Source organism: Xanthomonas sp. LMC-A-07 (assembly GCF_030208825.1).
Lineage (GTDB): Bacteria > Pseudomonadota > Gammaproteobacteria > Xanthomonadales > Xanthomonadaceae > Xanthomonas > Xanthomonas campestris.
In genome coordinates this window covers 20,952-47,377 of sequence record NZ_JARVTF010000001.1, presented here as the reverse complement: position 1 = coordinate 47,377, position 26,426 = coordinate 20,952, and the positions used below count along the sequence as shown (strand labels likewise).

General features: G+C 68.9%; 13 protein-coding genes and 1 other RNA gene. 1 reads left to right on the top strand and 13 read right to left on the bottom strand.

Annotation, left to right across the window (positions count from 1 at the left end; all coding sequences use genetic code 11):
- Positions 1 to 3: 3 nt before the first annotated feature.
- The 13 genes from QRM89_RS00165 to QRM89_RS00105 all read right to left on the bottom strand — a co-directional run bounded on the left by QRM89_RS00165 (position 4) and on the right by QRM89_RS00105 (position 25,839).
- Positions 4 to 6,762: a filamentous hemagglutinin N-terminal domain-containing protein gene (locus QRM89_RS00165; protein ID WP_285447010.1), complete on the bottom strand. Its 6,759-nt coding sequence runs from the start codon at positions 6,760 to 6,762 to the stop codon at positions 4 to 6.
- A gap of 11 nt (positions 6,763 to 6,773) precedes the next feature.
- On the bottom strand, positions 6,774 to 8,450 hold the full coding sequence (locus QRM89_RS00160; protein ID WP_285447009.1) for a ShlB/FhaC/HecB family hemolysin secretion/activation protein: 1,677 nt from the start codon (positions 8,448 to 8,450) through the stop codon (positions 6,774 to 6,776).
- Positions 8,447 to 8,884 (bottom strand): hypothetical protein, encoded by a 438-nt coding sequence (locus QRM89_RS00155; protein ID WP_115573804.1) that lies wholly within the window; start codon positions 8,882 to 8,884, stop codon positions 8,447 to 8,449. Before QRM89_RS00155 ends, QRM89_RS00160 begins: the two co-directional genes overlap by 4 nt.
- Positions 8,881 to 12,540, bottom strand: coding sequence for a bifunctional serine/threonine-protein kinase/formylglycine-generating enzyme family protein (locus tag QRM89_RS00150; RefSeq protein WP_285447008.1), 3,660 nt, complete (start codon positions 12,538 to 12,540; stop codon positions 8,881 to 8,883). Before QRM89_RS00150 ends, QRM89_RS00155 begins: the two co-directional genes overlap by 4 nt.
- Positions 12,541 to 12,544: 4 nt before the next feature.
- Positions 12,545 to 13,261 carry a PP2C family serine/threonine-protein phosphatase gene (locus QRM89_RS00145; RefSeq protein ID WP_042597904.1) on the bottom strand — a complete coding sequence of 239 codons (717 nt, stop codon included), beginning with the start codon at positions 13,259 to 13,261 and terminating at the stop codon, positions 12,545 to 12,547.
- Positions 13,258 to 13,827, bottom strand: a complete 570-nt coding sequence (gene tagF, locus QRM89_RS00140) for a type VI secretion system-associated protein TagF (RefSeq protein ID WP_285447007.1) — start codon at positions 13,825 to 13,827, stop codon at positions 13,258 to 13,260. The genes QRM89_RS00145 and tagF overlap by 4 nt, the downstream gene beginning before the upstream one ends.
- A 1-nt stretch (position 13,828) precedes the next feature.
- The gene (gene tssM, locus QRM89_RS00135; protein WP_285447006.1) at positions 13,829 to 17,359 is read right to left on the bottom strand and encodes a type VI secretion system membrane subunit TssM; all 3,531 of its coding nucleotides are present in this window, start codon (positions 17,357 to 17,359) and stop codon (positions 13,829 to 13,831) included.
- Entirely contained in the window at positions 17,356 to 18,606 is a 1,251-nt protein-coding gene (gene icmH / locus QRM89_RS00130; protein ID WP_285447005.1) for a type IVB secretion system protein IcmH/DotU, read from the bottom strand. Before icmH ends, tssM begins: the two co-directional genes overlap by 4 nt.
- Positions 18,607 to 18,610: 4 nt before the next feature.
- On the bottom strand, positions 18,611 to 19,945 hold the full coding sequence (tssK, locus tag QRM89_RS00125) for a type VI secretion system baseplate subunit TssK (protein ID WP_115007769.1): 1,335 nt from the start codon (positions 19,943 to 19,945) through the stop codon (positions 18,611 to 18,613).
- A 459-nt stretch (positions 19,946 to 20,404) separates the two neighbouring features.
- The gene (gene tagH, locus QRM89_RS00120; RefSeq protein ID WP_285447004.1) at positions 20,405 to 21,721 is read right to left on the bottom strand and encodes a type VI secretion system-associated FHA domain protein TagH; all 1,317 of its coding nucleotides are present in this window, start codon (positions 21,719 to 21,721) and stop codon (positions 20,405 to 20,407) included.
- A 58-nt stretch (positions 21,722 to 21,779) separates the two neighbouring features.
- A complete protein-coding gene (locus QRM89_RS00115) occupies positions 21,780 to 22,328 on the bottom strand; it encodes a hypothetical protein (RefSeq protein WP_285447003.1) in 549 nt (182 codons plus the stop codon).
- Positions 22,325 to 24,292: a type VI secretion system tip protein TssI/VgrG gene (gene tssI / locus QRM89_RS00110; protein WP_285447002.1), complete on the bottom strand. Its 1,968-nt coding sequence runs from the start codon at positions 24,290 to 24,292 to the stop codon at positions 22,325 to 22,327. The genes QRM89_RS00115 and tssI overlap by 4 nt, the downstream gene beginning before the upstream one ends.
- 143 nt (positions 24,293 to 24,435) lie before the next feature.
- Positions 24,436 to 25,839 (bottom strand): tetratricopeptide repeat protein, encoded by a 1,404-nt coding sequence (locus QRM89_RS00105; protein ID WP_285447001.1) that lies wholly within the window; start codon positions 25,837 to 25,839, stop codon positions 24,436 to 24,438.
- Positions 25,840 to 26,167: 328 nt separating this feature from the next.
- Between QRM89_RS00105 and QRM89_RS00100 the strand changes: the two genes are divergently transcribed.
- Positions 26,168 to 26,242: non-coding RNA, sX9 sRNA (locus QRM89_RS00100), on the top strand.
- Positions 26,243 to 26,426 lie beyond the last annotated feature (184 nt).

The following is a 26,426-nucleotide window of genomic DNA, read 5'->3' as shown; positions in this document are numbered from 1 at the left end:
ACATCACGGGGGGCTGCAGACCGCGTCCGGGTCGCCGGCATCGCAAACCGGTTGCTGGTCGTCGGGCAGACGCAGGCCCGGGCGCACCAGGCCGAACGCGCGGTATGGCGTGCCGCTGGCGGAGAGATCGACAAAGGCCACCACGCGGCTGGCCGAACTCTGCGCCCGCGCCGCGAAGGCCGAAGTCGGCACGTTGAAGCCGGAGGTGCCGGCCAGGTCGAGCAGCCCGCCATCGGCGGTGGTGGCATTGAAGTAGGCCGGCGGCGCGCCGACCGCGCTGATGGTCTGGGTGCCGCTGCCGATCACGTACAGGGGGTTGTCCTGGGTGCCGATCCGGCCGGTGGCCGCATAGGTGCCGGTGCCGTTGCGCAGCGTCGCGCGGCCGTCCTGCAGCAGGTCGCCGCGTACCGACAGGAACAACGGGCTGTTGCCGGCATCCACGCTGTAGCTGCTGCCGTTCGCCAGCACCAGCAGCAGGTTGCCGGCGTTGGTCAGGCTGAAGCCGCTGCCGGCGGTGAAGTTGCCCAGGCGGCCGATGCGGTTGTCGATGAAGCTGGCGGCATCGCCCAGCACCACCGCGCCACCGGCGCTGCCACTGAGCAGGCCCGCCTCGATCCAGCTGCCGGCACGCTGGCGAATGCCAGCCACCGCCTGCAGCCAGCTGCTGGCGCCGCTGAGCTGACCCTCCAGCAGCAGTTCGCCGCCGCTGCGCAGGCGCAGCGAGGCACCGCCATCGACGCGGCCATTCACCAGCAACGTGCGGTTGCTGACCACATCCAGGCCCTGCGCGCTGAAATCACCCAGTGCGGCGATGGCGTTGTTGGCGCCGGTCAGCGTGACCGCCCCCGCAGCGCTGCCGCTCAGGCGGCCAGCCGTGAGGCTGCCGCCGGTCTGGGTGATGGCCCCGCCGCTGCGCAACGCGACGCTGCCGGCACTGTTGATGTCGTGCCCGAGCACGACGCCGCTGCCGCCGCTCAGAGCGATGCTCCCACCGCTGAGTGTGCCGGTGCTGGCGAGCTGGGTACCGGCCTGCAGGTTGAGTGCGTCGGTGGCCTGGGCGGTGACCGCCAGCGCGTCGCGATCAGCGATGGCGATGCTGCCGCCGGTGGCCTGCACGTTGCCCTGGAAGTCGTTGTTGGCGTCGGTCAGCACGATGGCGCCACTGCCGGCGTCCAGCACGCTGGTGCCGGCTACGGTCAATGCGCCTTGTTGGGTGATGGCGCCACCGGTCGCCAACGGCGTGACCGCCGCTGCCACAAATCCAGTGCCGGCCGCGTTGCTGCCGCCTTGCGTGCGCGCAATCAGCGTGCCGCCAATGCGGCCCTGCCCCAGGTCCAGGCCACCCGTGCTGGCGACATCCAGCGCGCCGACGTCCAGCGTTCCCAAGGCCAGCGCGTTGCGGTCGCGCAGGCGGCTGTCGCCACCGGAGAGCGACACCGCGGACTGGAAGTCGTTGCCTGCATTGTCCAGGGTGATGCCGGCGCCGCTGCTGTTGATGCGGGTGCTGCCGGTGATGGTGAGCGCACCACTCTGGGTGACCACACCGCCATTGGTGTTGGCGACCAGATCGCCGTTGATCAGGCCCACGCCGAGGTTCATCGCGCCGGTGCTGGTGACCTGCAAGCTGCCGGTGTCCAGCGTCCCCAGGCTCAGGGCATTGCTGTCGCGCACGGTGGTGGCGCCACCGCGCAGCGCGAGCACGCCCTGGAAATCATTGCCTGCGGCATCCAGCGTTATCGCGCCGCTGCCGGCATCGACCGCCGTGTTGCCCGCCACCTGCACTGCACCACCGGACTGGGTGATCGCCGCATTGGTGCTGGTCAAGGTCAGCGTGCCGGCGGTCAGCGTGTTGCTCAGCGCAATGCCGTTGGCACCGGTCAATTGCACGGCGCCACCGCGCAACGGACCTGCCGCTGCCAGCACGCCGCCGTTGGCCGCCAGTGTCAGCGCGGCGGTGCCGGTGTCGATCTGGCTGACAGGCAGGTTCAGGCCGCCGCCGGCAACCAGCGACACCGCGGCGTTGGCACCACTCTGCAGCGCAGCAACGCTCAGATCGTTGCGATCCTGCAACACGACGGCATGGCCACTCAGCGCGACCGTGCCGCCGAAATCATTGTTGGCGTCGGTCAGCACGATATCGCCGCTGCCTGCAGTCAACGTGGCTGCACCAAACACCGACAACGCACCGCCCTGGGTGATCGCCGCATTGCCGCTGGTCGCGGTGAGTGCACCGCGCACGCTGCCGCTGCCCAGGTTCAAGGCGCCCGCGCTGGTGGCGGTGAGTGCATCGGTGGAGAGCGTGCCCAGGGTGAGGGTGTTGCTGTCGCGGACCTGCGTGGCGCCGCCGCTCAGGTTGAGCGGGCCGACAAAGTCGTTACTGGCGCTGGTCAGGCTGATGGCGCCGCTGCCGGCATTGATCGTTGTGTTGCCTGCTGCAGTGATTGCGCCAGCGCTCTGGGTGATGTTGGCGTTGGTAGTCTGCATGCTGAAGGCGCCGGTGCTGCGCACAGCGTGCCCAAGCACCAGACCGTCGCGCGCGGTCAGGCGGACGTTGGCACCGCTCAGGTCACCGCCGGTGGCCAGGGCGCCGCCGTTGGCGACGAGGGTGAGGTCGGCACTGCCGGTCTCCAGTGCCTGCGTCGGCAGCACCAGTGCGCCACCGGCGGTCAGCGAGATCGCAGCATTGCTGCCGCTGCTGAGTGAGGACACCACCAGGTCGCTGCGGTCGGTGACGGTGATGCCGGTGCCGGTGAGGTTGATGCCGCTGCGGAAGTCATTGCCGGCCGAGTCCAGCGTGATCGCGCCGGTGCCGGCGTTGAGCGTGGCCGTGCCGCCGATGTCGAATACGCCGCCGTTCTGGAGGATGGCGGCATTGGTGGTCGTCACCGCAAGCGTGCCGGTGCTGGTCACGTCCTGCGCGAAGGTCACGCCATCGCGGCCGGTCAGCGTGAGATTGCGGCCGGCCAGCGCGCCGGTGGTGAGTGCACCGCCGTTGGCCCGCAGGGTGAGGTCGGCGCTGCCGGTGTCGATGATCTGCGCCGGTAGCGTTAGTGCGCCACCGGCGGTGAGCGAGACGGCGCCATTGCTGCCGCTGTTGAGTGCGGTGACCACGAGGTCGTTGCGGTCGACCACGGTGATGCCGGTGCCGGTCAGGCTGATGCCGCTGCGGAAGTCGTTGTTGGCACTGCTCAGGCTTAGGGTGCCACCACCAGCATTGGCCAGCGCGACGCCGGTGACATCCAGCGTGCCGGCGGTCTGGGAAATGGCTACATCGCTGCCCAGCTGCAAGTTGCCGCTGGTGGTGACGTCATGCGCCAGGGTGAGGCCGTCGCGTCCGCGCAGCGTGATGTTGCGACCGCTGAGCGTGCCCGCCGTGCTCAGCGTACCGCCGTTGGCGATCAGGGTCAGATCCGCGCTGCCGGTGTTGAAGGCTTGCGCGGGCAGCACCAATGCGCCGCCGGCGGTGAGTGAGACTGCTGCATTGCTGCCGCTGCTGAGCGCCGAGACGGTGAGATTGTTTTGATCGACCACGGTGATGCCGGTGCCGGTGAGGTTGACCGCGCTGCGGAAGTCGTTGCCGGCCGAGCCCAGTGCGATCGCGCCGGTGCCGGCGTTGAGCGTGGTCGCACCGCCGATGTCGAATACGCCGCCGTTCTGGAGGATGGCGGCGTTGGTGGTGGTTACCGCAAGCGTGCCGGTGCTGGTCACGTCCTGCGCGAAGGTCACGCCATCGCGGCCGGTCAGCGTGAGATTGCGGCCGGCCAGCGCGCCGGTGGTGAGTGCACCGCCGTTGGCGCGCAGGGTGAGGTCGGCGCTGCCGGTGTCGATGACCTGCGCGGGCAGCGTTAGTGCGCCGCCGGCGGTAAGCGAGACCGCGCCATTGCTGCCGCTGTTCAATGCCGACACGGTCAGATCATTGCGGTCGACCACGGTGATGCCGGTGCCGGTCAGGCTGATGCCGCTGCGGAAGTCGTTGTTGGCGTTGGCCAGCGTCACCGCGCCGGTGCCAGCGTTGATGGTGGCCGCGCCGCTGACGTCGAGTAGGCCGCTGCTCTGGGTGATGTCACCGGTGCTGCTGGTCAGTGCGAGCGTCCCGGGGGTGGTGACGTTGCCACCCAGGGTGATGCCGTTGATCCCGGTCAGGCTGATGTTGTTGCCGGCCAGGACACCGGAGGTGGTCAGGCGGGTGCCGCTACGCAGGGTGAGGTTGGCGGTGCCGGTGTCGATGTCGGCCAGCGGCAGGGTCAGCGCGCCACCGGCCTGCAACGAGAGCGCGTTGTTGCTTCCGTTGGTGAGTGCGCTCACGGTGAGATCGTTTTGATCGACGACGCTGATGCCGTTCCCGCTGAGGCTGAGCGTGCTGCGGAAATCATTGCCGGCTGCGTTCAAGGCAATGCCGCTAGCGGCATCGACGGTGGCCGCACCGGTGGCATCGATGGCGCCCGCATCCTGGACGATCGCGCCACTGCTGCTGGTCAGTTCCAGCGTGCCGGCACTGGTGAGGTTGCCGCTCAGGCTGATGCCGTCGCGCCCGGAGAGCAGCACGTTGTTGCCGGTGAGTGCGCCATTGCTGGTCAGCACGCCGCCGTTGGCACGTAGCGTGAGATCGGCGCTGCCGGTGTTGATCGCCTGCGTGGGCAGGGTCAATGCATTGCCGGCGGTGAGCGAAACGGCGCCGTTCGCACCACTGGTCAGCGAGGACACCACCAGATCGGTTTGATCGACCACGGTGATACCGGTTCCGCTCACGCTGACGCTGTCGCGGAATTCGTTGCCGGCGCGCCCGAGGTTAAGCGTGCCGCCGGCCATGGCCGTGGCGGTGCCGCCACTGTCCAATAAGCCGCCGGTCTGGTTGATGTTGCCGGCGCTACTGCTCAGCAGCAGCGTCCCGGTGCTGGTGATGTCGTGGTTGAGCGTGATGCCATCGCGTGCGCTCAGGCTGACATTCCGTCCGCGTAGCTCTGCGCGTGTACTCAACGTGCCGCCGCCGGACACCAGATTCAGATCGGCGCTGCCGGTGTCGAACGACTGCACAGGCAGGATCAGGCTGCCACCAGCCTGCAGATCGATGCCGGTATTGCCGGCCGAGGTCAACGACGCAACCTGCAAGGTCGTGCGATCGACCACGCGCACGCCCGCGCCGGTCAGGCTGATGGCCTGACCAAAATCATTGTTGGCGCCGGCGAGGTTGATGGCACCGGCACCTGCGTCGATCGTGCTGGTGCCGGTCACCGTGAGCGCGCCGGCGGTTTGGTCGATCGCACCCGTGCTGCTGGTCAAGGCCAGCGTGCCGGTCGCGGTGACGGCGTGGGCCAGGGAAATGCCGTTGGTGCCGGTCAAGCTGACGTTGCTGCCGGACAGCGCCGCAGCGGTGCTCAAACTGTCTCCGCTACGCAAGGCGAGGTCGGCGCTGCCGGTGTTGATGGCGGTGGTCGGCAACGTCAGCCGGCCGCCGGCGTTCAAGGACAGCGCACTGTTGCTGGACTGGCTCAGGCTGCCGATCGTCAAGGCACCCGCGGCGTTGACTGCGACATTGCCGCCGGTGGCGCTGAAGGTCCCGCCAAACGTATTGGCCGCGTTGTTCAGCGTCAGCGCATTGCCGGCCAGGGAAAAATTACTGTCTCCGCCAACGGTCAGCGCAGCGGTCTGGGTCAGGCCGTTGGCATTGGTCAAGCTCAGGGTGCCACCCACGTCCAGCATGCCGAGTGTGGCGATGCGGTTGCTGCCGCTGAAACTCGCGCTGCCGCCGATGCTGCCGCCCAGGGCGCCCGCAGTGTAGACGCCGCTCTGCTGCACGCTGCGGTCGGTGCTGATGCTGATCGCGCCGCTACCCACGTCGATGCTGCCGCTGCCGGCGATGCCGACGTTTCCGCCGCCGTTGGCGATCAGCGAGACGCTGCCGTCGACGCCGGAAATCGCCGCCGCGCGGATGATGCCGCTGTTGTTGATCAGCTGGTCGAACAGGCCTTGTGCCGCGCGCGCCTGCAGCGTGATGGTGCCGCCGGGCGCGCTGAGGGTGCCAGTGTTTTCTACTGCCACGCTGTCCAGCTGCAGCGGCAAGGCTTTGTCCACAACGACGCCGAAGCCACCGCTTTCGAAGGTGAGGGTGACCTTGTCGGCGCCGACCAAATTGATGTTGCCGGCGCTGGCGGTGATGGTGCCGTGGTTGACCACCTTGCCGCCGATCAGGTCGACCGCCCCGGCGGCCGCGTTGATGGTGCCGCTGTTGGACATCAGCGCGACCGTATTGCCGCCGGCATCGAGCACATCGTTGCCGGTCATGAAGTCAGAAGCGGTGGTGCCCAAGGTGCTGGCCACCAGACCGCCGACATTGATCTGCGCGGTACTGCCGAAGATCATGCCGTTGGTGTTGATCAAAAACACCTGACCGTTGGCGTTGAGATTGCCGAAGATCTGCGTGGGATTGCCGCCCTGGATCAGGTTGAGCACCGCCGCGTTGCTGGACGGCTGGTTGAAGGTCACCGTAGCCGATGAGCCGATGTCGAACGCAGACCACGTCAGCGCCATGCGGTTGGAGGTCTGGGTGATGGACTGGCTGCCCCCGCTGGCCGCATTGATGCTGCCGGTGCCGCCGACGATGCTGCCGCCGGTGGGCAGTTGCGTGGCGCTGACTTGCGCCATCACCGCAGTCGGCACGCCGGCGGTCAGGCAGGCAGCCAGCGCGAGCGCCAGCGGGCAATGCCGCAGCGGGAGGGCGCGCGGGGTGCGCGGGCAATGCGAAGCGTGGTTGGTGGCGTGCATGCGCAAAACCCTCAGAAAGAGAAGCCGAACCGCGTGTAGTAACGGACATCGTCGCGACCATCGGAGGCCAGGTGGCTTCCGGTCGGCAACGCGGCGCTGATGCGCCATTCGAAATTGGCAAACTGCGGCAGTCGGAAGGTGGCGCCGAGGCCGGCCGCATCGAAGCTGACCGGGGCGCTCCTGCCGTTGGACGCGAACACGCGGGCGTGATCGGCGAACACATCGAATTCCAGCAGTTCGCGCCAGGGGCGGCCGTTGAACGGCGAGGCAGCATCGGCAAATCCGGGCGCATCGACGTGGTATTCCAGCGCGGTGTAATACCCGCGATCGCCCAATGCATCGGACACCGGATAGGCACGCACGCTGTCGGGGCCACCGACGGCGAACTGCTCCATCGGGGTCAGCGTGTCGTTGCTGTATTGGCCGTTGAACTTGAAATACAGGCGCTGGGTGCGGGTGAGATATTGCAGGCGCGTGTACGCCAGCCGCGCTACGGTGAAATAGCTGTCGCGGCCAGGGCTGACCTGATCCAGCGCCGCCGAGCGATCGCGCACGGATTGGCGTGCACTGACCTGCAACAAGTCCACGCCGCGCCAACGCAGATCGGTGCGGCGCACCGAGGCACCCAGCTCCACCACATCGAATCTCTGGTCGGACAACTGCATGCCCAACGCCTCCAGCCGCGATTGCTCCTGCAGATAGCGCGCCGAGCCCTGCACCTGCAGTAATTCGCGGTTGACGAATTTCCAGTCTGCGCCCGCGTAGACCACCGAAGTCGGGCCCCTGAGGCCGAGCAGTGCGAACACGCCGTTGCGCACTTCCAGTTCGCTGCGGCTGGCGCCGACCACCGCGCTCAGGCCCGAAACCTGCGACACCGGCAAGGCATAGGACAGCGCGCCGATCTGGCTCTGCCGTGGCGACAGCGAATAGGCGTAGTTGGCGGCGAACACATCGCCCACGCCGAACGGGCTGTTCCAGGTGATGCCGGCTTGTGCGCGATAGCGCCCGGTCAGTTCGGTGCCGTAGTTGTTGCCGCCCAGGCTGATGACATACGGCCGCGCGGCTTCGCTGGCGACCAGCACTACGTCGGTTTCGCCGGCGTTCTGGCCCGGCTGCAACACCGAGGACACTGAAACCCCGGGCAGATCGCGCGCATACAGCAGCGCGGTGTCCACGTCCTGCTTGCGCAGCGGGCGGCCCTGCAACTGCCGCAGCGGCGCGGCCAGCGCGGTGCCGCGGTAGCGCGCGGCGCCCTGCACGCTGACCTGGCCGATACGGCCTTCGAGCATGCGGATCTCGATGCGTTGCTCCGGCCCGGGCGTCTGCGCCGGCAGGTAGGCGGTGCTGACGATGAAGCCGGCAGTGCGATAGGTGCGGGTGATGGTGTCGGCCACCGCCTGCAGCTGATCGAAGCGCAGCGCCACCACCGGCTGGCCCTGCGCCAGTTCGGCGAAGGCGGCGTCGGCCACGGCCTGCACGCGCGCTGGGTCGATGCCGGCATCGGGATAGGTGCCCACGCCCTGCACGCGAAAGCCGCGAACCGGCAGGGTGAGGGTGCTGTCGCTCCGATCCTTCACCGCCGGCAGCGCCGCAGCGCGCGCCGCCACCGTGGCATCGGTTGCCGTCTGCGCCCACGCAGGCACGGCCAGCACGAGGCACGCGGACACCGCCGCGGCCAGACACGTCATACGCATTCGTCCATTTCCCCTAAGACAATCCGTTGTGGAGCGAGGCCGACGTGCCCGGTGGCGCTGGTCGTCCGCACAGGGGCGGTGACGCGGCAATTGGCACAGCTGACCGCATCACTTGCTGAACGCGGATCGAAGCCCGACGTACATTTACGGAATATTAGCAATATTAGTGTGACAAAAATCACACTTACGAAAATTGCGATCAGCCTGCGACCCCATTTGCGCAGCCGGGTCCGCCCCCCTGGCAGGCTCGACTGGCCACCGGCGGCAGTGGGCAGGGCGTTGCGCAGGGTCACGCCCTGGGCCTGGCGGGCCGCGTCCAGCACGCTGCGGCGCCGGGCGCGGTACTGCGCGCGGTCCAGCTGGCCGTGCTGATGCGCCTGCGCCAGCGCCTGCAACTGCGCGTTGGCCGGGTGCGGGGCGGTGCTCATGGCAGCTCCCGCAATACGCGCAAGCCCACGTCCGGTTGCGCGGAGCCATTGTCGGCACGGCTGGCCTGCACGGTGCAGTCCGACCAGTAGCTGGCGAAGCTGCCGCCGCGCGCCTGCACGCCGCCGCCGGTACTGACCCATTCCCAGACGTTGCCGGTGAGATTGATCAGGCCCCAGGGATTGGGTTCGCGCCCGCGGGCCGACACCGGGGCGCGCGGGCCGTCGCCGGCGGTGGCGGTGGGCGGCACGCAGTTGCTGTCTTCGGCCTGCCGCCAGTTGGCTGCGGCCTGCGCGGCGTGCAGCCACTCGGCGTCGCTGGGCAGGCGGTAGCGCCAGCCGCCGCTGCCGATGGTGAGCCAGCGCAGGTAGGCGCGCGCCTGGGTCAGGCTGATGTTGCGTACCGGTGCACGCGCCAGCTCGGGCGTGGCGGTCGCCTGTGCGGTGCAGCGGCCGGTGGCCTGGCAGAACAGATTGAAGTCGGCCACCGCCACTTCGCCGCGCGACAGCGCGTACGGGGTGCCGCCGGGCAGGCCGGGGATCACCACCAGCATCGGGCCACGGGTGTCGCCCAGGGTGTCGAAACAGGCCGCGCCCCGCCCCGCCAGCCCGGTGGCGCCGCACGGGTCCGGGCCGGTGGGAACCGGCGGCAGGCCGGCCTCATCGTCCACGCTGGTGGGCAGTGGCGCCGCCGGGCGCGCCGGCGCCGTGCTAGCTGCGCCGGGCTTGCCGGTGGTGGCCTTGCCGCGTGCGGGCTTGGCGCCCGCGGCCGGGGTTTCGGCAGCGGCGCTGGGTGCCACGCTGTCCGACGCCGGCGCATCGCCGGCCGGGGCGCGCTGCAGCCGGGCAGCGAGCGTGCCTTCGGGCAGTTGGCCGGCGGCCTTGAGCTGGGCTTCCAGTTGGGTCATCGCGGTGGCGTCGGTGCGGTACAGGGCCTGCAGGCGCTGGCCCAGTGGCTGGCGCTCGGCGGCCGGCACGGTGCCGGCGCGCATCACCGCGGCGACCACCGCATAACGGGCCTGCGCGCTGCGCAGTTCCGCGCGCTGGCCAAGCGTCTGCACGCCCTGGGCCAGCAGTTCGGCCGCCTGTGCATAGCGGCCCTGCGCGAAGGCGTCGGCGGCGGTGGTGCGGTACACCTGCGACAGCAGTTGCGGGCCTTCGCTGCGCAGCAACGGATGCTCAGGTTGCAGCGTGCGGATGCGTGCCAGCGCGTCACCGGTCTTGCCCAGATCGTTGGCGGCCGCGGCGCGGCGCAGCGACTCGATGCTGCCGGCCACATCGGCCTCGGCGCTTTCGCGGGCCAGTGCCTGGTCCATCTGCTGGCGCAGCGTCTGCAGGCGCGCCCGCTGGGCGAGCAACTCGGCCGACTGCGGTTGCAGGCCCAGGCCGAAATCCACCAGCGCCTGCGCGCCGGGCAGTTGCGCCGGGTCGTTCTGTGGCGCGACGAGACCGGCGATGGCCGCGGCCACGGCCATGCCCTGGGTGCTGCGCTCGGCGGTGGGCAAGGCACGCAGCGCTGCGTCCACGCGTGCGCGCCAGGCGGGGTCAACGGCGGGCTGCGCAAGATCAGCCGCCAGCGCCTGGCGGGCAGCGGCCGCATCGCGCGGCTGTGCGGCCACCGCGGTGCGTTTGGCCTGCTGCTCGGCCACGTCCACCTCGGCGCTGCGCAGCTGCAGCCGCAACGATTCGGGAAACACCGCGCGCGCCTGTTCCAGTTCGGTGCGCGCAGTGGCCAGCTGGCCGGCGGCCACGGCCTGCGCGATGGCCGCATCCAGGCGCACTTCCAGCGTGGAATGCCGCAGCAGGCTGCTGCCGGGGTCGATGCGGCGCACCTGGTCCAGGGTGGCTAATGCATTGTCGGCCTGGCTGCGGAACAGCAACCCGGCGTCGAGCTGACGGTTGAGCGTGGTGTCCAGCGCGTTGAGGCGTTCGTTCTTTTCGCGCTCCATGGTCTGGCGGCGCGCATCCAGCGCTGGCGAATACAGGCGCAGCCGGTCGCGCAGCGCAAACACCTGCAGCGCGCCGCGATAATCGTCGTGGCCGTTGGCCGGATTCCACAGCGCATCCAGGCGGCGCAGCAGGAAATCCTCGATCAGATCGCTGCGGTCCATCAGCACGCGGCGGCGGTCGTCGGCACTGAGGCTGGACAGCGCCTGCATGGCCTCGGTTTCGTTGCGATAGCGCTGCGGATCCTGCGCACCGAAGCGCGCAATCACCTCGTCCAACTGGCGCTGATGCAGATAGCGCGACGCCCCCCACCCGCCCAGGCCCAGCAGCACCAACGCGGTGGCGCCATAGCCCAGCACCGGCAGCGCGCGTTCGCGCAGCGGCACCTGGCGCAGGCCATCGAGCAACTGGTCCACACGCTTGAGACGCTGTGCTGCGGGGAAGGCCACTGCCGCGCACAAGGTGGCGTACTGGCGGCGGGTCAGGCCGGGCACCGGCGGCGGGCGGCGGCCCTCGCGCAGGGCCACTTCGGCACTGAGCTTGTCGAACGGGTGCTTGCCGGTGAGCAGTTCGAAACACACGCAACCCAGCGCATACAGATCGTCGGCCGGGGTGGGGTCTTGCCCACGGATCATTTCAAGGCTGGCATAGGCCGGCGTGAGCGCGCCCAGCGTGGCGGCGTCGAACACGGTCTGTTCGCCGGCGACATCGGCGGCGTGCTTGCCGGCGCGCGCGATGCCGAAGTCGAACACCTTGGCCACGCCCTCGCGGGTGACCATGACGTTGCCGGGCTTGAAATCCGAATGCACCACGCCGGCGGCGTGCGCGCGGATCAAGGCGCGGCCCATGCCGTCGATCAAGGGCCAGGCCTGTTTCAGCGGCATGCCATTGAAGGCCTGTTCGCGGATCAGGGTTTTCAGATCGCAGCCGTCGATGTACTCCATGGTCATGAAGACCAGGGTGCGGTCCTTGTCGAAGTCGTACACGCGCACGATGTGGTCGTGCGCCAGCTTCTGCGAGCGCCGCGCTTCGCGCTGCAAGGCGACCAAGGCATCGGGATGGCGGCGGAACTCGTCGCTGAGCACTTTCACTGCCAGCCAGGGATCGCGGTCGCGTGCTTCCACCTTGCGTTCGTCGCGGGCCAGATACACCACGCCCATGCCGCCGCGGCCGAGTTCGCGTTCCAGCAGGAAGCGCCCCTTGAGCAGGCTGCCGACGCCGGCGTGCTCGCCACCGGCGGCATCGGCCAATGCGCGCCAGCTGGACAGGCTGGCCGTGCCGGCGGTACCGGTGCCGGTCTGGGTGCCGATGCCCAGGCTGGTGAGGCTGGGCGCTTCATTCGGCAGCGGCAGTGCCGGCTGCACGCGGGTGATGTCGTCGTCCTGCACGCGCGGCGCGGCGCGCAGCGGCATCACCACGGTGGCGTCGTCGTCTGCGGGTGTGGGGGCTGCGGTGGGCGGCGTTGCGGCGATCGCTGCCGGTGCCGACGCGGCATCGCGCAGGGCTTCCAGGCGGCTGACCAGGGTGGTGACGGTGGTGGCGTCGAGCAGGTGTTCGCGCTGCAGGCTCCACAGCGTTTCCACCCCGTCGCGGTATTCGGCCTCGGGCAGGGCCTGGCGCCTGCCGAGTGCGGCCAGCACGGCGGGCAGGTCGAGTGCGCCGCTGCGCATGGCGGTGACGAGTTCGGTCACGGTGGCGGTGTCTTCATGCATGCGGTCACTCCTGCAGGCGGACGACGACGGCGGTGACGTTGTCGCGCGCCGCCCTCCCCATCGCCAGATCGAACAGGCGCGCCAGCAGCGCGCGTGGCTCCCCGAAGCGATGGCATTCGGCATCCAGCTCCGGGTCGGGGATTTCCTTGTTGATGCCGTCGCTGCACAGCAGGAACTGGGTGCCCGGCAGGCTCGGGGTCAGCACCCAATCGACGAACAACGGCTCCTGCGCGCCCACCGCGCGGGTGAGCGCACCGGCGGCAACGGCGCTGGCCTGGCCGCCGCCGAACTGGGTGATGTCGTCGCGCACGCCGTGCACGTGGTCGCGGGTGAGCTGGCGCAACGGGCCGCCGTGCTGGGCGTAGATGCGGCTGTCGCCGACCCAGCCGCACAGCATGAAATCCGGGTCGTGCACCAGCACCACCACGGTGGTGGCGATCATGTCCACGCGGCGGATGCGCGCAACCTGCAGCAGGTCATGGTTGATCTGCGCCAGGGTGTCGTCGATGGCGTCGAGGAAATCGCACAGGTCGGCCGGGCGCTCCAGCGCGCCCAGCCGCTCCACCAGCAACTGGCTGGCGTAGTCTCCGGCGCTGTGCCCGCCCAGGCCGTCGGCCACCACCCACAACCCGGCGTCTTCGCGCACCAGCAGCGCGTCTTCGTTGAGGCGGCGCACCTTGCCGGTTTCGGTATGCCCGGCCGATTGGTAGGGCGCACTCATCGGGTTACCTCGGTGATGTCCTGATCGGCCAGCAACCAGGCCAGGTAGCAGTCGGCGTCCGGTAGACCGGGCAGCGGCATGGCGCTGCCGCCCAGCGGCCACCACAGCGACTGGCCTGCCGGCGGTGCGGGCGTGGCGACCGCGTGGCCTGCCACTGGCAGGGCCAGCAGCGCGGTATCCAGCGCCACCGCATCGGCCCGCGCCCGCAGCGCGCGCCCCAGGCAACCGGCCAGGGCGGCGAACCAGGCATTGGCCGGCAGCTGGCCGCCGCCGAGCGGCGCGGCCAGGGTGAGCGGGAAACAGCGCCCAACGCGGTCTTCGCCCGGGCCGATCACCCCGGCCCAGGCCGCGTTGCCGCACACGCCCGGCCCCAGCGCGAACGCACGCACGGCGCTGCTGCGGTAGGCGGCGGGCCAGCGTTCGCCCAGTTGCTGGCGCACGGCGTCCAGGCAGGCGGCAAAGTGCGCGTCCCACGGCTGCACGAAGCTGGCCGGCAGCCGGCGCTGCACGAAATCGCCCACGCCGGGCAGCTTGCCGTGGAACCCGGCCGGTGCGGTGGTGGTCATCTCAGCCACCACACGCAAAGCGCTGGACGTCGCTGTCCAGAAACGGATGGCGCAGGTTGCCCGCGCGCAGCGGCACCTGCACGTCATGGCCGCCCAGCGCGAAGCTGGCGACAAAGCGCAGATCCGAGGGGTTTTCCAGATGCCCGGCCTGCAAGGCGCGGAACAACGCCCATTCGCCCTGGTAATCGAGCGTGCCCAGTGCCACGCCGTCGGCACCGAAGGCGGCAATGGAAACATGCCCGGGCACCGGGCCGGGCCAGATCATCGGCATGCTTTGCGCCGCGCCGGCCTGGTAGTCGTAGCGCTGGCCTTCGATGTCCAGGGTGAGCCGGGTGACGCCCTCGCCCAGCGTGGGCGCCAATACGGTGAAGCCCACCTGCGGGGTTGGCCCGCCGCGGAAATACTTTTGCCGGATGCGCTGCGCCAGCTGCAGCTGCGCCGGCAGCCCGGGCGCGCCGACCACCGCATCGGGGCCTTCCTTCCAGCGCCATTGCGCGGCCTGGGTGTCCAGCAGCGGCTGCACGGTGCCGGTGTACAGCGCGTCCAGGCGCCCACCGGTGCCGAACAATTCGCCAAAATTCTGCAGCGGGATTTCCACCTGCGCCGCCGGGTCGAACGGGTAACGCCCGCGCACAAAATCGCTGCACACCTCGCCCACCGATTGCCGCACCTGCGCATCCAGCGCGGCGCGCGCGCCCTGTGTCATCAACGCGGCGCTGCTGCCGGCCAGGCTCTGCAACCACTGCGTCACCGGCGGCGGCAATTGCGCCACCTGTTGTCGGGCAAGCGCCAGTTGCGCACTGGCGGCCGCCGCATCGCCGCCGCCTTGCGAGACCACCAGCAGCTGCTTGCCCAGTTGATCGAGCACGCCGAGCAGTTGGTCCAGCGGCGTGCTGCCCGGTGCACCGGCAGCCAGCGCATTGAGCGCGGCGAAGTGCTCGGCGATGGCGGTGCCGGGCGGCGGTGCATCCGCTGCGGCGGGAGCGGCGCTGCTGGCCAGCGCCGCGCTCATTGCCGCGCCGCCGGGCAGCTTGGCCGCGGCCGCACGCGCGGTGGCGCCGGCCTTTTTTTCTGCCGCCGCCAAGGCCCGCTGCGCGGCATCGGCCGGCGGCGCGCGGTCCATCGTCTGGGTGTGCTCGCCCACCACGCCCAGCAACAGCCGCAACGGCGAACTGGGGCCGGCGAGCTTTGCCGCGGTGGCGCTGGCGGCGGCCAGATCGGCGGCCGGGCGCAGCTGCAGATCGGCCAGCAGCGCGTCCCAATGGCGGATGTAATCGGCCTCGTAGCGTTGCCCGACTTCGCGCGCCAGGCCGGCCTTGGCCAGCGCATCCAGCGGTGCGCCGCCGAACACCCAATCGTCCTGACCGAAGCGTTCCACCGCCTGGCCAATGCCGTCGCGCTGCAGGGCGGCGAACACCGGCTGGGTGTACAGCGCCGGCACCGGCGCGGACAACGCGGTCCCACTGCGCCGCACGAAGGTGTCGGCGAGCAGGCCCAGCGCCTTGTCCAACCGCAACGGCGCACCTGCCGGCGGCGTCAGCAACAGGTTGCCGTAGATCAGCGTGGCCAGATCGGCCGCGCGCAGGCTGGCCCGCGCCTGCGCAATGCGCTCGCCATCCAGCGACAACGCACGCACACGCCCCGGGCTGTCCAGCAGCGCCTGCAGATGCGCGTTGAACGCAGCCTGCAGCGGCTGTGCACGCGGGAACAACGCACGCGCCTCGATCGCGGCCAGCGCGCTGAGCTGGGCCGGGTCCAGATGCGCCGGCTGGCCGAGCATCAGATAGCCCTTGAGGGTGTAGTACAGCGCCTGCGGGGCCTGTGCGTTGTCGGCCAGGCCGGTGCGGAAGCGCACCGCCAACGCCGGCAACAAGGTGGCATTGAGCTGACGCAGGTAGCCGGCCTGCAGGTGCTCGCCGAGCACGCGGCCCTGGAACAACCCCAGCCGCATCGACCACGGCGCGCCGCCGTCGTACTGGCGTGCCACCTGCACCACCGCACGGGTGGCATCTGCCTGCTGCAGCGTGCGCGCCACGTAGTCCGGCATGCTGCTGGCCGTATTGGGGTCGGCCACGGCCGGGCGTGCGTCCAATGCGCTGCGCACTTGCGCCAGATAGGCACGGTTGCCCAGGTAGCTGGCGCCCAGCCCGGCCAGCAACGCGGCGGTGAGCAACCCCACGCCCGCGTAGGCCGCAGCCTGCAGCCAGGCCATGCGCCGCTGCTGCGCCGGCGGCGTGTTGGCCAGGCCGGATTCGCGCAGCACCACCTCGCGCAGCAAGCGTTCGACAAAGAACGTGCGCCGTTGCGCACCGGGGGCATGCACGCGCGCATCCTCGATACCGAACGTGCGCGCCACCGCGCCCATCATGCGATCGATCGGTGTGCCCTCCTGCGTGCCCGAGGTGAGATACACGCCGCGCAATAACGGCGCCGGTCCATACGCATTGCCGGCGAAGGTGCCTTCGACAAACTGCCGCGCGCGCTCGCCCAGTGCCGCCACCTGCTGCGGAAACGACAGGATCGCCGCCCGCCGCAGCCGGTCGCGTTCCAGGTTCAGGCGGTCGAACAGGCGCGCGCTCAGGTGCTGCTGCAGCACATTGAATTCCTCGGCGAAGCGCCGCGCCGCGCGGCCATCCAGCGTTTGCACCAGCGGGAACGACACGCCCCACACCTGGCTGCGCTGCGCCGGACTGAGGTCATCGAAGAATTCGCCGAAGCCGCCGATCAGGTCGCACTTGGTGAAGATCAGATACACCGGCACGCTGGCCTGCAGCTGTTCGGCCAGTTCGTCTAGGCGGCGACGGATGGCCTGCATATGGGTGTCGCGCTCGGCATCGTCGAGCAGCAGCAGGTCGGACATGCTCATCGTCACCAGCACGCCGTTGAGCGGGCGCCGCGGGCGATGGCGGCGCAGCAGGCGCAGGAAATCGCGCCAGGCGCCGGCGTCCACCGCCTGGTCGGAATCCTGCGTGGTGTAGCGCCCGGCGGTGTCCAGGAACACCGCTTCATCGGTGAACCACCACTCGCAATCGCGGGTGCCGCCCACGCCGCGCAGTGCCTGCTCGCCCATGCGCGCGGCCAGCGGAAACTGCAGCCCGGAATGCTGCAGCAAGGTGCTCTTGCCCGAGCCCGGCGGGCCGATCAGCGCATACCACGGCAAGCTGTACAGATCGGCGCCGCCGCGCCGCTTGCGCAGCAACTGGATGGCCTGCTGGAAGCGCGCCTGCAACTGCAGCCGCTCCTGCCCGCTGCGCAATTCGCGGTCGTCGTCGCGGCCGGGCCCGGCCAATGCGTTGGACAACTGCGCGGCGCGCCGCTGCCCACGCCAGCGGCGCAGTTGCAGCACGCCCACCCACAAAGCAATCAGCAGCACGATCGCCAGCAAGCGCGCCGCCACGCCGGTCAGCGGGCTCCAGCCCGCCACCGCCAGATACGGCCCGCCCACCCACACCAGCAGCGACAACAACGCCAGCGCCAGCACGCTCACCACCAGCCCCGCGCCCAGTTTGGACAGCAGCGTCTTCATCGTCATTCCCCAGGCTGGAACAGGATCTCCACGCGGCGATTGCGCGCGCGGTTGGCCGGCAACTGCGGCGGCTGCGCCAGCGGCTGCGAATCACCGGCGCCAATGAATTCCACCCGGCCAGGCACGGCCAGATGTGTCTGCAGCAACTGCGCCACCGCCTGCGCACGCGCGCCGGACAACGCGAAGTTGTCCTGGAAGCGCAACGAGCGCACCGGCACGTCGTCGGTGTGGCCCACCACGATCACCCGCCCGGGCAATTGATCGATCGCCACGGCAACCTGTTCGATCACACCGCGCTGCGTGGGCTCCACCTCCACGCCGCCGGAGGCAAACATTGCGTTGCTGCTCAGCTGCACGCGGGCCTGGCCATCGGCCTGCTCGTCCACGCGCAGCAGCCCTGCCCGCTCGGGCACGGCCAGCAATTGCTTCAGGCGCAGGCGCGGCGGCGCGACCGGCGCGGCGTCCGGTGGCGTTGCACGGGCCAGGCCCCATTGCGCGGCCTGCGCGCTGATCGGTGCCGACAGGCTGTTCAAGCGCGCCTGACACCACACGAACGCCACCACCAGCACGCTCAGCCCCAGCAGCGCGGCCGCCCACACCGGCAGATACCGACCAAGCCGGCGGCGGTCTTCCACGCCGCGCCAATGCGGCGCCAGCGTGTCCGGTGCGGCGCCGCGCTCGGCACGGATGCGGCGGTACAAGTCGTCCTGGATCTCGCCGATGCGCGCCAGCCCGCCGGCTTCGATCTGATACCGGCCCACGAACCCCAACGCCAGGCACAGGTACATCAGTTCGATCAGGTCCAGATGCCGCGCCACATCCGCACACAAGCGCTCCAGAATCTGGAAGAACTTGGCGCCGCCATACGATTCGCTGTGGAACACCACCAGCAAGGTCTTCTGCGACCAACCGCTGCGCTCGCCCCATGGCGCGTTGAGCACCGCCTCGTCGAGCAGGGTGCACAGCACGTAGCGTGCCGCGGTCACCGCTTCCACCGGCGCACCGCCGTCGCGTGCGCGTTGTTCGAAGCGCCGCACCTGCGCCATCACCTGCTCGCGCAGACGGGCCACATCCGGCAGCTGCGCACTGTGGCGCAATTGCACGGCCAGCAGCAACAGCGGCGTGGCGGCCTGCACCAGCGGGTTCACGCTGCGCCCAAGCAGCTCGCTGATGTCGGTGTCTTCGGCCACACCGCTGTCTGCAGGCGGTGTGGGCGAGGCCACGGGGTCGAAATCGGCAACGGGACGGCTCATGCGCTCAACTCCGGATGGCCCACAGTTGCAGGTCCAGCCCGGCAAATTCGCTGCCGAAATGGAAGGCGATCCCGCCAGAGGTCTTCAAGTTCCGCCACAGCGGCGCGCTCTTGTCGAACTCGAAATACAGGTAGCCGGCGTGATACGGAATCTGCCGCGGCGCCACCGGCATTGGCGTGGCCACGATGCCTGGCAGCTGCAGATTCACCAGGTCGCGAATCTGTTCCACCGGGCCGATCTTGGCGTGCGCGGGCAGCTGACGGCGCAGCTCTTCGGCCGGCATGTCGGCCTTGGCGGCGAGCACGAATGCCGCGCTGTCCAGCAGGCTGGGGTCGGGCACCATCGCGACCCACACACCGAACTTGCGCGCCTGCACCGGCAACGGCGTGGCGGTCTGCTCGAACACTGCGCTCAAGCTGCTGCGCAGCGCGGCGATCACCGGCTCAAAACTCTCCTGCTGCGCCTCGTGCCGATACGCCGGCCACGCCGGCGGCCGCTTGCCGGGTGCGGTGAACGTGCTGAGCTCACCGGCCAGCGCAACCAGCGCACGGAACAGGTCTTCCGGATGCGCCAACGGGGCGCTCGCCCAATGCGCGATCTGCGGCTGCCAGCGATTGACCAGCTGCAGCAGCAGGAAGTCAGCGATATCGGCCGCGCCACCGCGGTCGGTCAAGGTCACCCGCGAGGCCAAGGCTTCGCCGCGCTGATGCAGCAGGCCGAGCAGTTCGATGAGGAAGGTGGTCAGCCGTGAGGAGGCCTGGCACACCATCGCGCTGGGAATGAAGTGCGGGTCCAGCACCACCTGGCGGTCTGCGCGTGATTCGATGATGCGCGCCACCGCGATGCGGTCCAGGCCTTCCAGCGGTTGCGATTGCGGCAGCAGCCGCGTGCTCAGGCCGCCGACTTCCATCAGCACCGCTTCGCTGGTGCTGCCCGATGCATCGCCGGTTTCGGTCTCGCGCACGCGGTAGCGGAACAACTGATCGGCCGGCGACTCCGGCCGCCCCAGTTCCGGCTGCGCCGGAACGCGCAACGGCACCGTGAGATAAACGATCTGGTCGCGGCAATTCGGGTCCACGTCCAGCGCCACCGGCAGCGGATCATCGCCGGGCATCGCGAACGGCGTGCCATCGGCAAACACGCCGCGCGCACGGCGCAGGCCCAGCTTGCCGACCGCGAGTAGATCGGTTTCCCATTCCAGCTCGCTCACGCCCCAGGCATGCGGGCGCAGCCGCGCGGCACGCAGATCGACATAGCGTTCCAGGTACCGCTCCTGTTGCTGCAGATGCTGCGGGCGCAGAAACAGCCCTTCGCTCCAGACGACCTTGTTGTTCTGCATGATCCACTCGCTCTGAAGAAGCCGGTCGCCGCTGCAGGCCATGGCGCGCCGTCGCGATGCTGTGCTGTCGGCGCCCCTGCGCCGCACGGACACGTCCGCTGGACCGTGTCGATAGCGTGATTCTGCGGCGCGCCCGCTGCGCTCACCCGTCAAAACGTCTCAGCGGAGTGTTGGGAATTGTTGGGGTGTGTTGCGGGCTGGAAGGCGCTGTTTCTTCGTGCGTTTTGCAGGCGTGCGCTTCGTGCGGGCAGGTGCCACGGTGACGCTTCATCGCGCGCGAGCGCGCTCCTACCAGAGCTGGTCCATGGCCTGTTGGGGTGCGCAGCTATGGAACACCACGCCCCTAAGAAGAACAATCGGCCACGCTGTCGTAGGAGCGCGCTTGCGCGCGATGAGGCTTTTTCGGGAACGCTTCATCGCGCGCAAGCGCGCTCGTACACTTCCCAGATCACGCCACGCTTAGCGTGCTGTTGGCTGCCGCCGCGCCGATTTCAACCGCGCCAACTGCGCCTCGTACGCGCGCGCAAATTCGTCACCAAACAAGCGACGAAAACAATCATCCGGGTCGCCGCGCAGTTGCTCGAAATTATCGCGATAGCGCTCCCAGTAACGGCCCTTGCCGCCGAAGCTCAATCGCTTGCCGCCCGCATCGGCTTCCTGCTCCAGCCGGTCTGGGCTGAAATGAAACAGCATGGCGTCGAAGGCCGCACGCATGCCGGCCAACATCGCCATCTGGTGGCAGCGGATGTCATCGAAGGCATCTTCGAAGGCGGGCACGCCGGACAGGAAGGAGGCACTCGGCGGTGCCAATAATTTCTGCAGCGCATCCTCGGCGGTGGCCGCGAACTTGAGCGGGTTGTTCTCCGAGCGCTGGATCACGGTGACCGGCAAACGAAACGTGTTCTTGATCTCGGCGCGTGCACGCAGCACGTCCATCACGCCGTCGACCACGATGGCGAAGATGCGGTCCAGCTCGGGCGGCAAGCCCGCCATTGCTGGCGTCGGGCTCGGTAGTGCGGCAGACACGCCAGGGCTCGCAGACACTGGCGCCGGCGCCGCAACTGCCGCTGCCGGTGCGAAGTCACCCAGCGTCATGTCCCAGTTTTCCGGCAAGGTGGCACGCGCTGCGCCAGTGCTTGGCGGGCGGAAATGGTCCTGGTTGGCGTTGCTGTGATTCCACGCGCTCGGCGCGGGAATGACCGGCGCGACCGGCAACGGATCCAGCAAACGCAGCGGGTCCAGTTCCCGGGGTGAGGCATCCAACAGCAAATCGCCCAACGCGTCATCCACCGGCGCACGCCCGACCGCTGGCGCGCCGAAATCCAGCAGATCGAATGCAGCACTGGGCACGGCAGCCTGTAGCGGCCTGGGCGGCGGCGCCATCTGGGTGCGGTCGTCCATCGCATCCAGCAAGGGATCGAACGCGGGCGTCACTGCCACGATGCCTACAGGGCTGACGCTCTGCAACTGCACCTGGATCTCGAAGCTGTCCAGTTGCAGGCAGTCGCCATCACCCAGCGCGGCCGGCTCGGCGCGCGTCAATGGCGTGCCATTGAGCGAGATGCCATTGGTGCTGCGGTCTTCGATGAAATACATGCCATTGAGAAAACGCACCACCGCGTGCGTGCGCGAGATACCGGGCGCAGCCAGCACCCAATCGCTCTCGTCGGAGCGGCCAATGCTGCCGCCGCTGCCGGCAAAGCGCTTCTGCGCCTGCGCACCGAATTGCGCGGCCTGCGCGCCGCTGACGGTGAGGATCAACTGCACACTGGACACGACACACGCTCCTCCAGACAAGAATCGACAACACGCACGTCACCGCAGCAACGCACGCTCATGACGCCGCTGCGCCGGCCAGCAACTGCAGCGCATGCGCCGCGTAGCCCTCCCGGCGCGCCTGCATGGCGGCCGGTTCGCGCGCCGCCAGCAAGGTGATGGCCGCGGCCACCGCACGTGCGGTGAGATGTTCGGCTGGTGGCACCGCGGTGGCTTGCTGCGGGGGTGCCAGGCTGCCGCCAGACCACGCCACCGCGGCGGCCAGCCACGCGCCCAGCGAGACATAACCGCCGGCATGCGCAAACGCCTGTGCCGCGCGGCGATGCGCTTCGCTGGGCTCGCGCACCCATTTCTCCGCCAGCGCCGCGCCGGCACGGTCTTCGTCATCCAGCGCTTCGGCGCGCGCGCACTGGCATGCCCAGGCGACCGCATAGCGCTTGGGCAACAGCCGCGCCAGCAACTTGATCGCATCGTCGCCATGACCATGCGCCAGCAATGTACTCACCGCCGCCTGTGGCGCCAGCGGGGTGCGCAGATGCGCGCAGGCCGTGTCCGACAGCTGCATCTGTGCGCAGGCCTGCGCGAGCGAGGGCATGGGCGTACTCATCCGATCATGATCAGGCCGCCGCTGACCTGCACCAGGGCATCGGCCTTGATATTGACCAGCGGGCCTTTCAGCGTGGCCGAAGCACCGGCCTCGGCGGTGAGCATGCCGCCGGACGACAACTTCAACGTGCCATCGCCCACCACCTCGGTGGCCGGCGAAGTCGACTGCAGTTGCGCGCTGGCCACCTGTTTGATGGTGGCCGCGGTGGTCTTGGCTTCGGCGGTGGCGTCGATGAGGATGTTGACGCCGCTCAGCACGATGTCGCCGTTCTGTTTCATCACCAGGCGCGCGCTCCCCGTCACCAGCTCGATCTCTTCGCCAGCCTGCAACAACAGCTTCTTGCCGACATCCACGCTGTCGTTGTTGTCGATGCGCGCACGTCGGTCGTGCTTGACCGTCACCACCTGGTCGTTCTCGACGGTGGCGGTGTGGTCGTGCTGTATCTCTTCGCGCAGGTCGCGCTGGGCGCGCTGGTAGATCTCTTCGGCACCGGCCTTGTCGTCGAAGCGCAGTTCGTTGAAATCCGCTGCGCCGCCCAGCAAGGTGCGGCTGCGAATCCCGCTCTGGGTCTTGTTGTCGGGCAGCGAAAACGGCAGCGCATGGTCGGCGTTGTAGACGCTGCCCACGATCAGCGGGCGGTCCGGGTCGCCATCGAGAAAACTCACCACTACTTCCTGCCCCACGCGGGGCAGGCTCATCGCGCCCCAGCCCTTGCCCGCCCACATCGAGGCCACCCGCACCCAGCACGACGGCCCACCGTGCGTGCGTGCGGAGGTGGACCAATGAAAGGTCACCTGCACGCGGCCGTACGCGTCCACCGCGATGTCTTCGACAGTGTCGCCAGTGACCACACCGGTCTGCAGGCCGGCGATGCTCGGCCGTGGCGTGCGTTGCGGGCTGCGGAACGGCAGGCGGCTGTCGATCACGCGCAGGCGGCTGGAAAACGGCGGCGTGTCGCCGGCATGTTCCGGCGCCACCAGGCTGGTCTCGGCAGACACCACCAGGTATTCCTGGTTGTAGGCTTCGTTGGGAAAGCCGCGCAGCGAGAACAGCGCGCCCACCGGCAATTCGCAGGCATTGGTCTGCGCATCGTGGCAGCCGCGCTGCACGTTGTGCGCCTCGCGGCGCACCTGTGCATAGCGCTCACCGACACCCTGCACCGGATGCGCGCCGGGGAAGTCGAATGCCACCAGTGCGTCCACCGGATGCAGGTCTGCACCGGTGGCCTGGTCCTGGGCCGCTAATGATGCACGCGGCAGCTGCGGGTCGTAATCGGTGAGCTGGTGCTCGGTGGTATGCAGTGCGCGCGCACTGCGCCACTGGCTCACCACCGCCTGCTGCAACCGGAGGTTCTGCAGTTCCGGTGGCACATACGGCAGGCTCTCCACCGGCGGCACGGTGGCGTGCGCGCCCAATGCATCGGCCAGCACCAACGTGTGCGCGGTGCGGCCATGGGTGAAGTAGTAATAGATGCCCTCCTGTTCCATCAGGCGGCTGATGAAGCTGAAGTCGTCCTCGCGGTATTGCACGCAGTAGGTACGCGCCGGATACGGCGTGCTCAGTCGCCGCTGCACATCGCCGTAGCCGATATCGCCCAGCACGCTGGTGATGATGTCCGGCACGCTCATGTCCTGGTAGATACGGCAGTCGCGGCGCTGGGTGAGCAGCCAGGGTTTGGGCACCAACTGCAACTCCAGTGCCGCATAGCTGAGCCCGTCGATCACCGTGTAGCCACTTTGCGCACAGCTGGCCACAATGCCGTGATACCAGCGCTGCACGTTGCCGTCATCGGACAGCTCCACCGCCGCGGGCGTGCCGAGCAAGGCGCGCAGGTCCGGGCGTGCATCGCTGCACAGCGCCTCGATGCGGTAGTCGAACAGCTGCCCCAACGCTTCGCTGGCCAGCATGCGGTGCAGCAGCAGGCGCTCGCCAAGGTCGGTGTGCAGCGTGATGGTGCGTGGCATCGAAGCATCCACAGATGGGTGAGGGCAACGCGGTGCGCGTTGACCGACGCAGCCGAGCGCGGAGTCGCGCGCACGCTGCGGCATCTTTCAGCGTCGGCAACGCATGCTCACACGCGTATGCCTGCGAAAGCCGACAATTCGTCTCACGCGTTGCCAGCTGCGCGCGCGGTCACCACCCAGCCATGTACCGGCTGGCCGCGCTCGCTACGCAAGACCTGCGCGGCAATGGCCACTGTCTGTAATTGCGCGTGCTGCAACGCTGCAACGATGTGTGCATGGCTGTGCCGATAGCGGCCGCTGGCATCCAGGGTTACATCGCCTTCGCTGGCCTCCAGTGCTTCCACGGTGAAGCCCAGCACACCGCCGGGCGTCAGCGCGCTGGCGGCCGCCGCCAGCACGTCCTGCAGTGCGCCGAAGTACACCAGCGTATCGGCCGAGGCGATGACGTTCCAGCGTGCCGGCTGTGTTTGCAGATAGGCAGTGAGTTCGGCCACCTCGAGTGCGTCGTAGCCGCCACGCAGGCGTGCCTTGGCGATCATGCCCGGCGACAGGTCCACACCCACCAGTTCGCGCGCGTGCGCACGCAACAACGGCGCGCACAGGCCGGTGCCGCAGCCGGCATCCAGCACCGCGAAGCCGCGGTCGGGCACCGGTAGGCAGGCAGTCAACGCGTCGGCCAGGAGCTGCGGCGCGCGGTAGTCCAGGTTGTGCAGCAACTGCTCGTCGAAGCTGTCGGCAAAGCCGTCAAACAGCTCGCGAACATAGACATCGCCGGCGCGTGGCGGCGCAGCGGTGCCACCGCAGGCGGCCAGCATATGCGTGGCCACCGCATTGCCCGGGTCGCGCAGCAACCACTCGCGGTACACCGCTTGCGCCTGTTGATGTTCGCCCAGCAGATACAGGCCGGTACCCAGCGCCTCACGTGCGAGCAGGTGCTCCGGCGCCAGCGTGCAGGCCTGGCGCAGGCACTCCACGGACTGTTGCAGATGCTCGGCTTCCTGCGCGTTGTTGCGCAGGAACAGCCCGAGCAGATAGTGCCCATGGGCGGACTCGGGGTAGGTGTGCAGCAGCGCAGCATAGGTGACGAAGGCTTCTTCGACACGGCGCTGCGCTTCCAGCACCGCGGCCAGGTTGGACAAGGCGTCCGCATGCGCCGGCGCCAGGGCCAGCGCACGGCGATAGCTCTGTTCGGCCTCGGCCAAGCGCCCGCATTCGCGGTGCACGTTGCCCAGGTTGTTGCAGGCATCCGGTTGCGCCGGCGCCAGCAACAGTGCCTGCGTGATCGAGGCAACAGCGGCGTCGCTGTCGCCGCGTTGATGCTGCAGCACGCCCTGGTAATGCAATGCATCGGCATGGCTGGGTTGCATCTCCAGCAACTGCGCATACAGGCGCGCGGCCTGCTCCAGGCGGCCGCTACGGTGTGCGGTGATGGCGCGCTGCAACGTGGCCGGCTGCGGAACCTGTGCCGGCACTGCAGTCGGTTGGGACAGCGGTGCGGTCGCTGCGGTCGATGGGCTCAGGTCGGGCTGCGCGATGGCGGTGCTCATTGGGATCTCCGGAGCGGGAAAGCGGGAGGAGCTGCAGACACTGGTGCCAGTACTGGAGACGGCGGAATGAAATCACTGGGTTCGGATGGCGCACTCTCCTGCACCGCTGGCTGTAACCACGTCACCGCCGCAAACCAAGCAAAACCAGGTAGGAGCGCCCTTGGGCGCGATGCGGCCTTCCCGATGAAGTGCAGCTACATGAGGCCAGCAGCATTGCGAGATCACTAGTTCGGGCACGATGCAGCACAAGCGCATGCATGCAACTAAGAGCAGCTATCAAAACAACTGCGCAGCCGCCAGGCGGGCGCGGCCAGTGCTCGGAATCGGCATGTGCCCCCGTACACTCCGGTTCCTCCGCGCCGTCCGCACCCACCTGACGGCTGCTCGCTATATTTTGTTAGCCGCTCTAAGTGGGTACTTGCCGCAGGCAACCGACATCTGATCTTGCATCTGTTGCGCGCCTCAAACGCTGGGCGCAGCAATACCTGTTAAAACGTGCCAACTGCTGTGGCGGAAACTTCAGCGAGGCTCGCAACATGTGTCATGTGCACAGACGCGGGTGGCTCGGGACGCAGTCACCGTTCGCA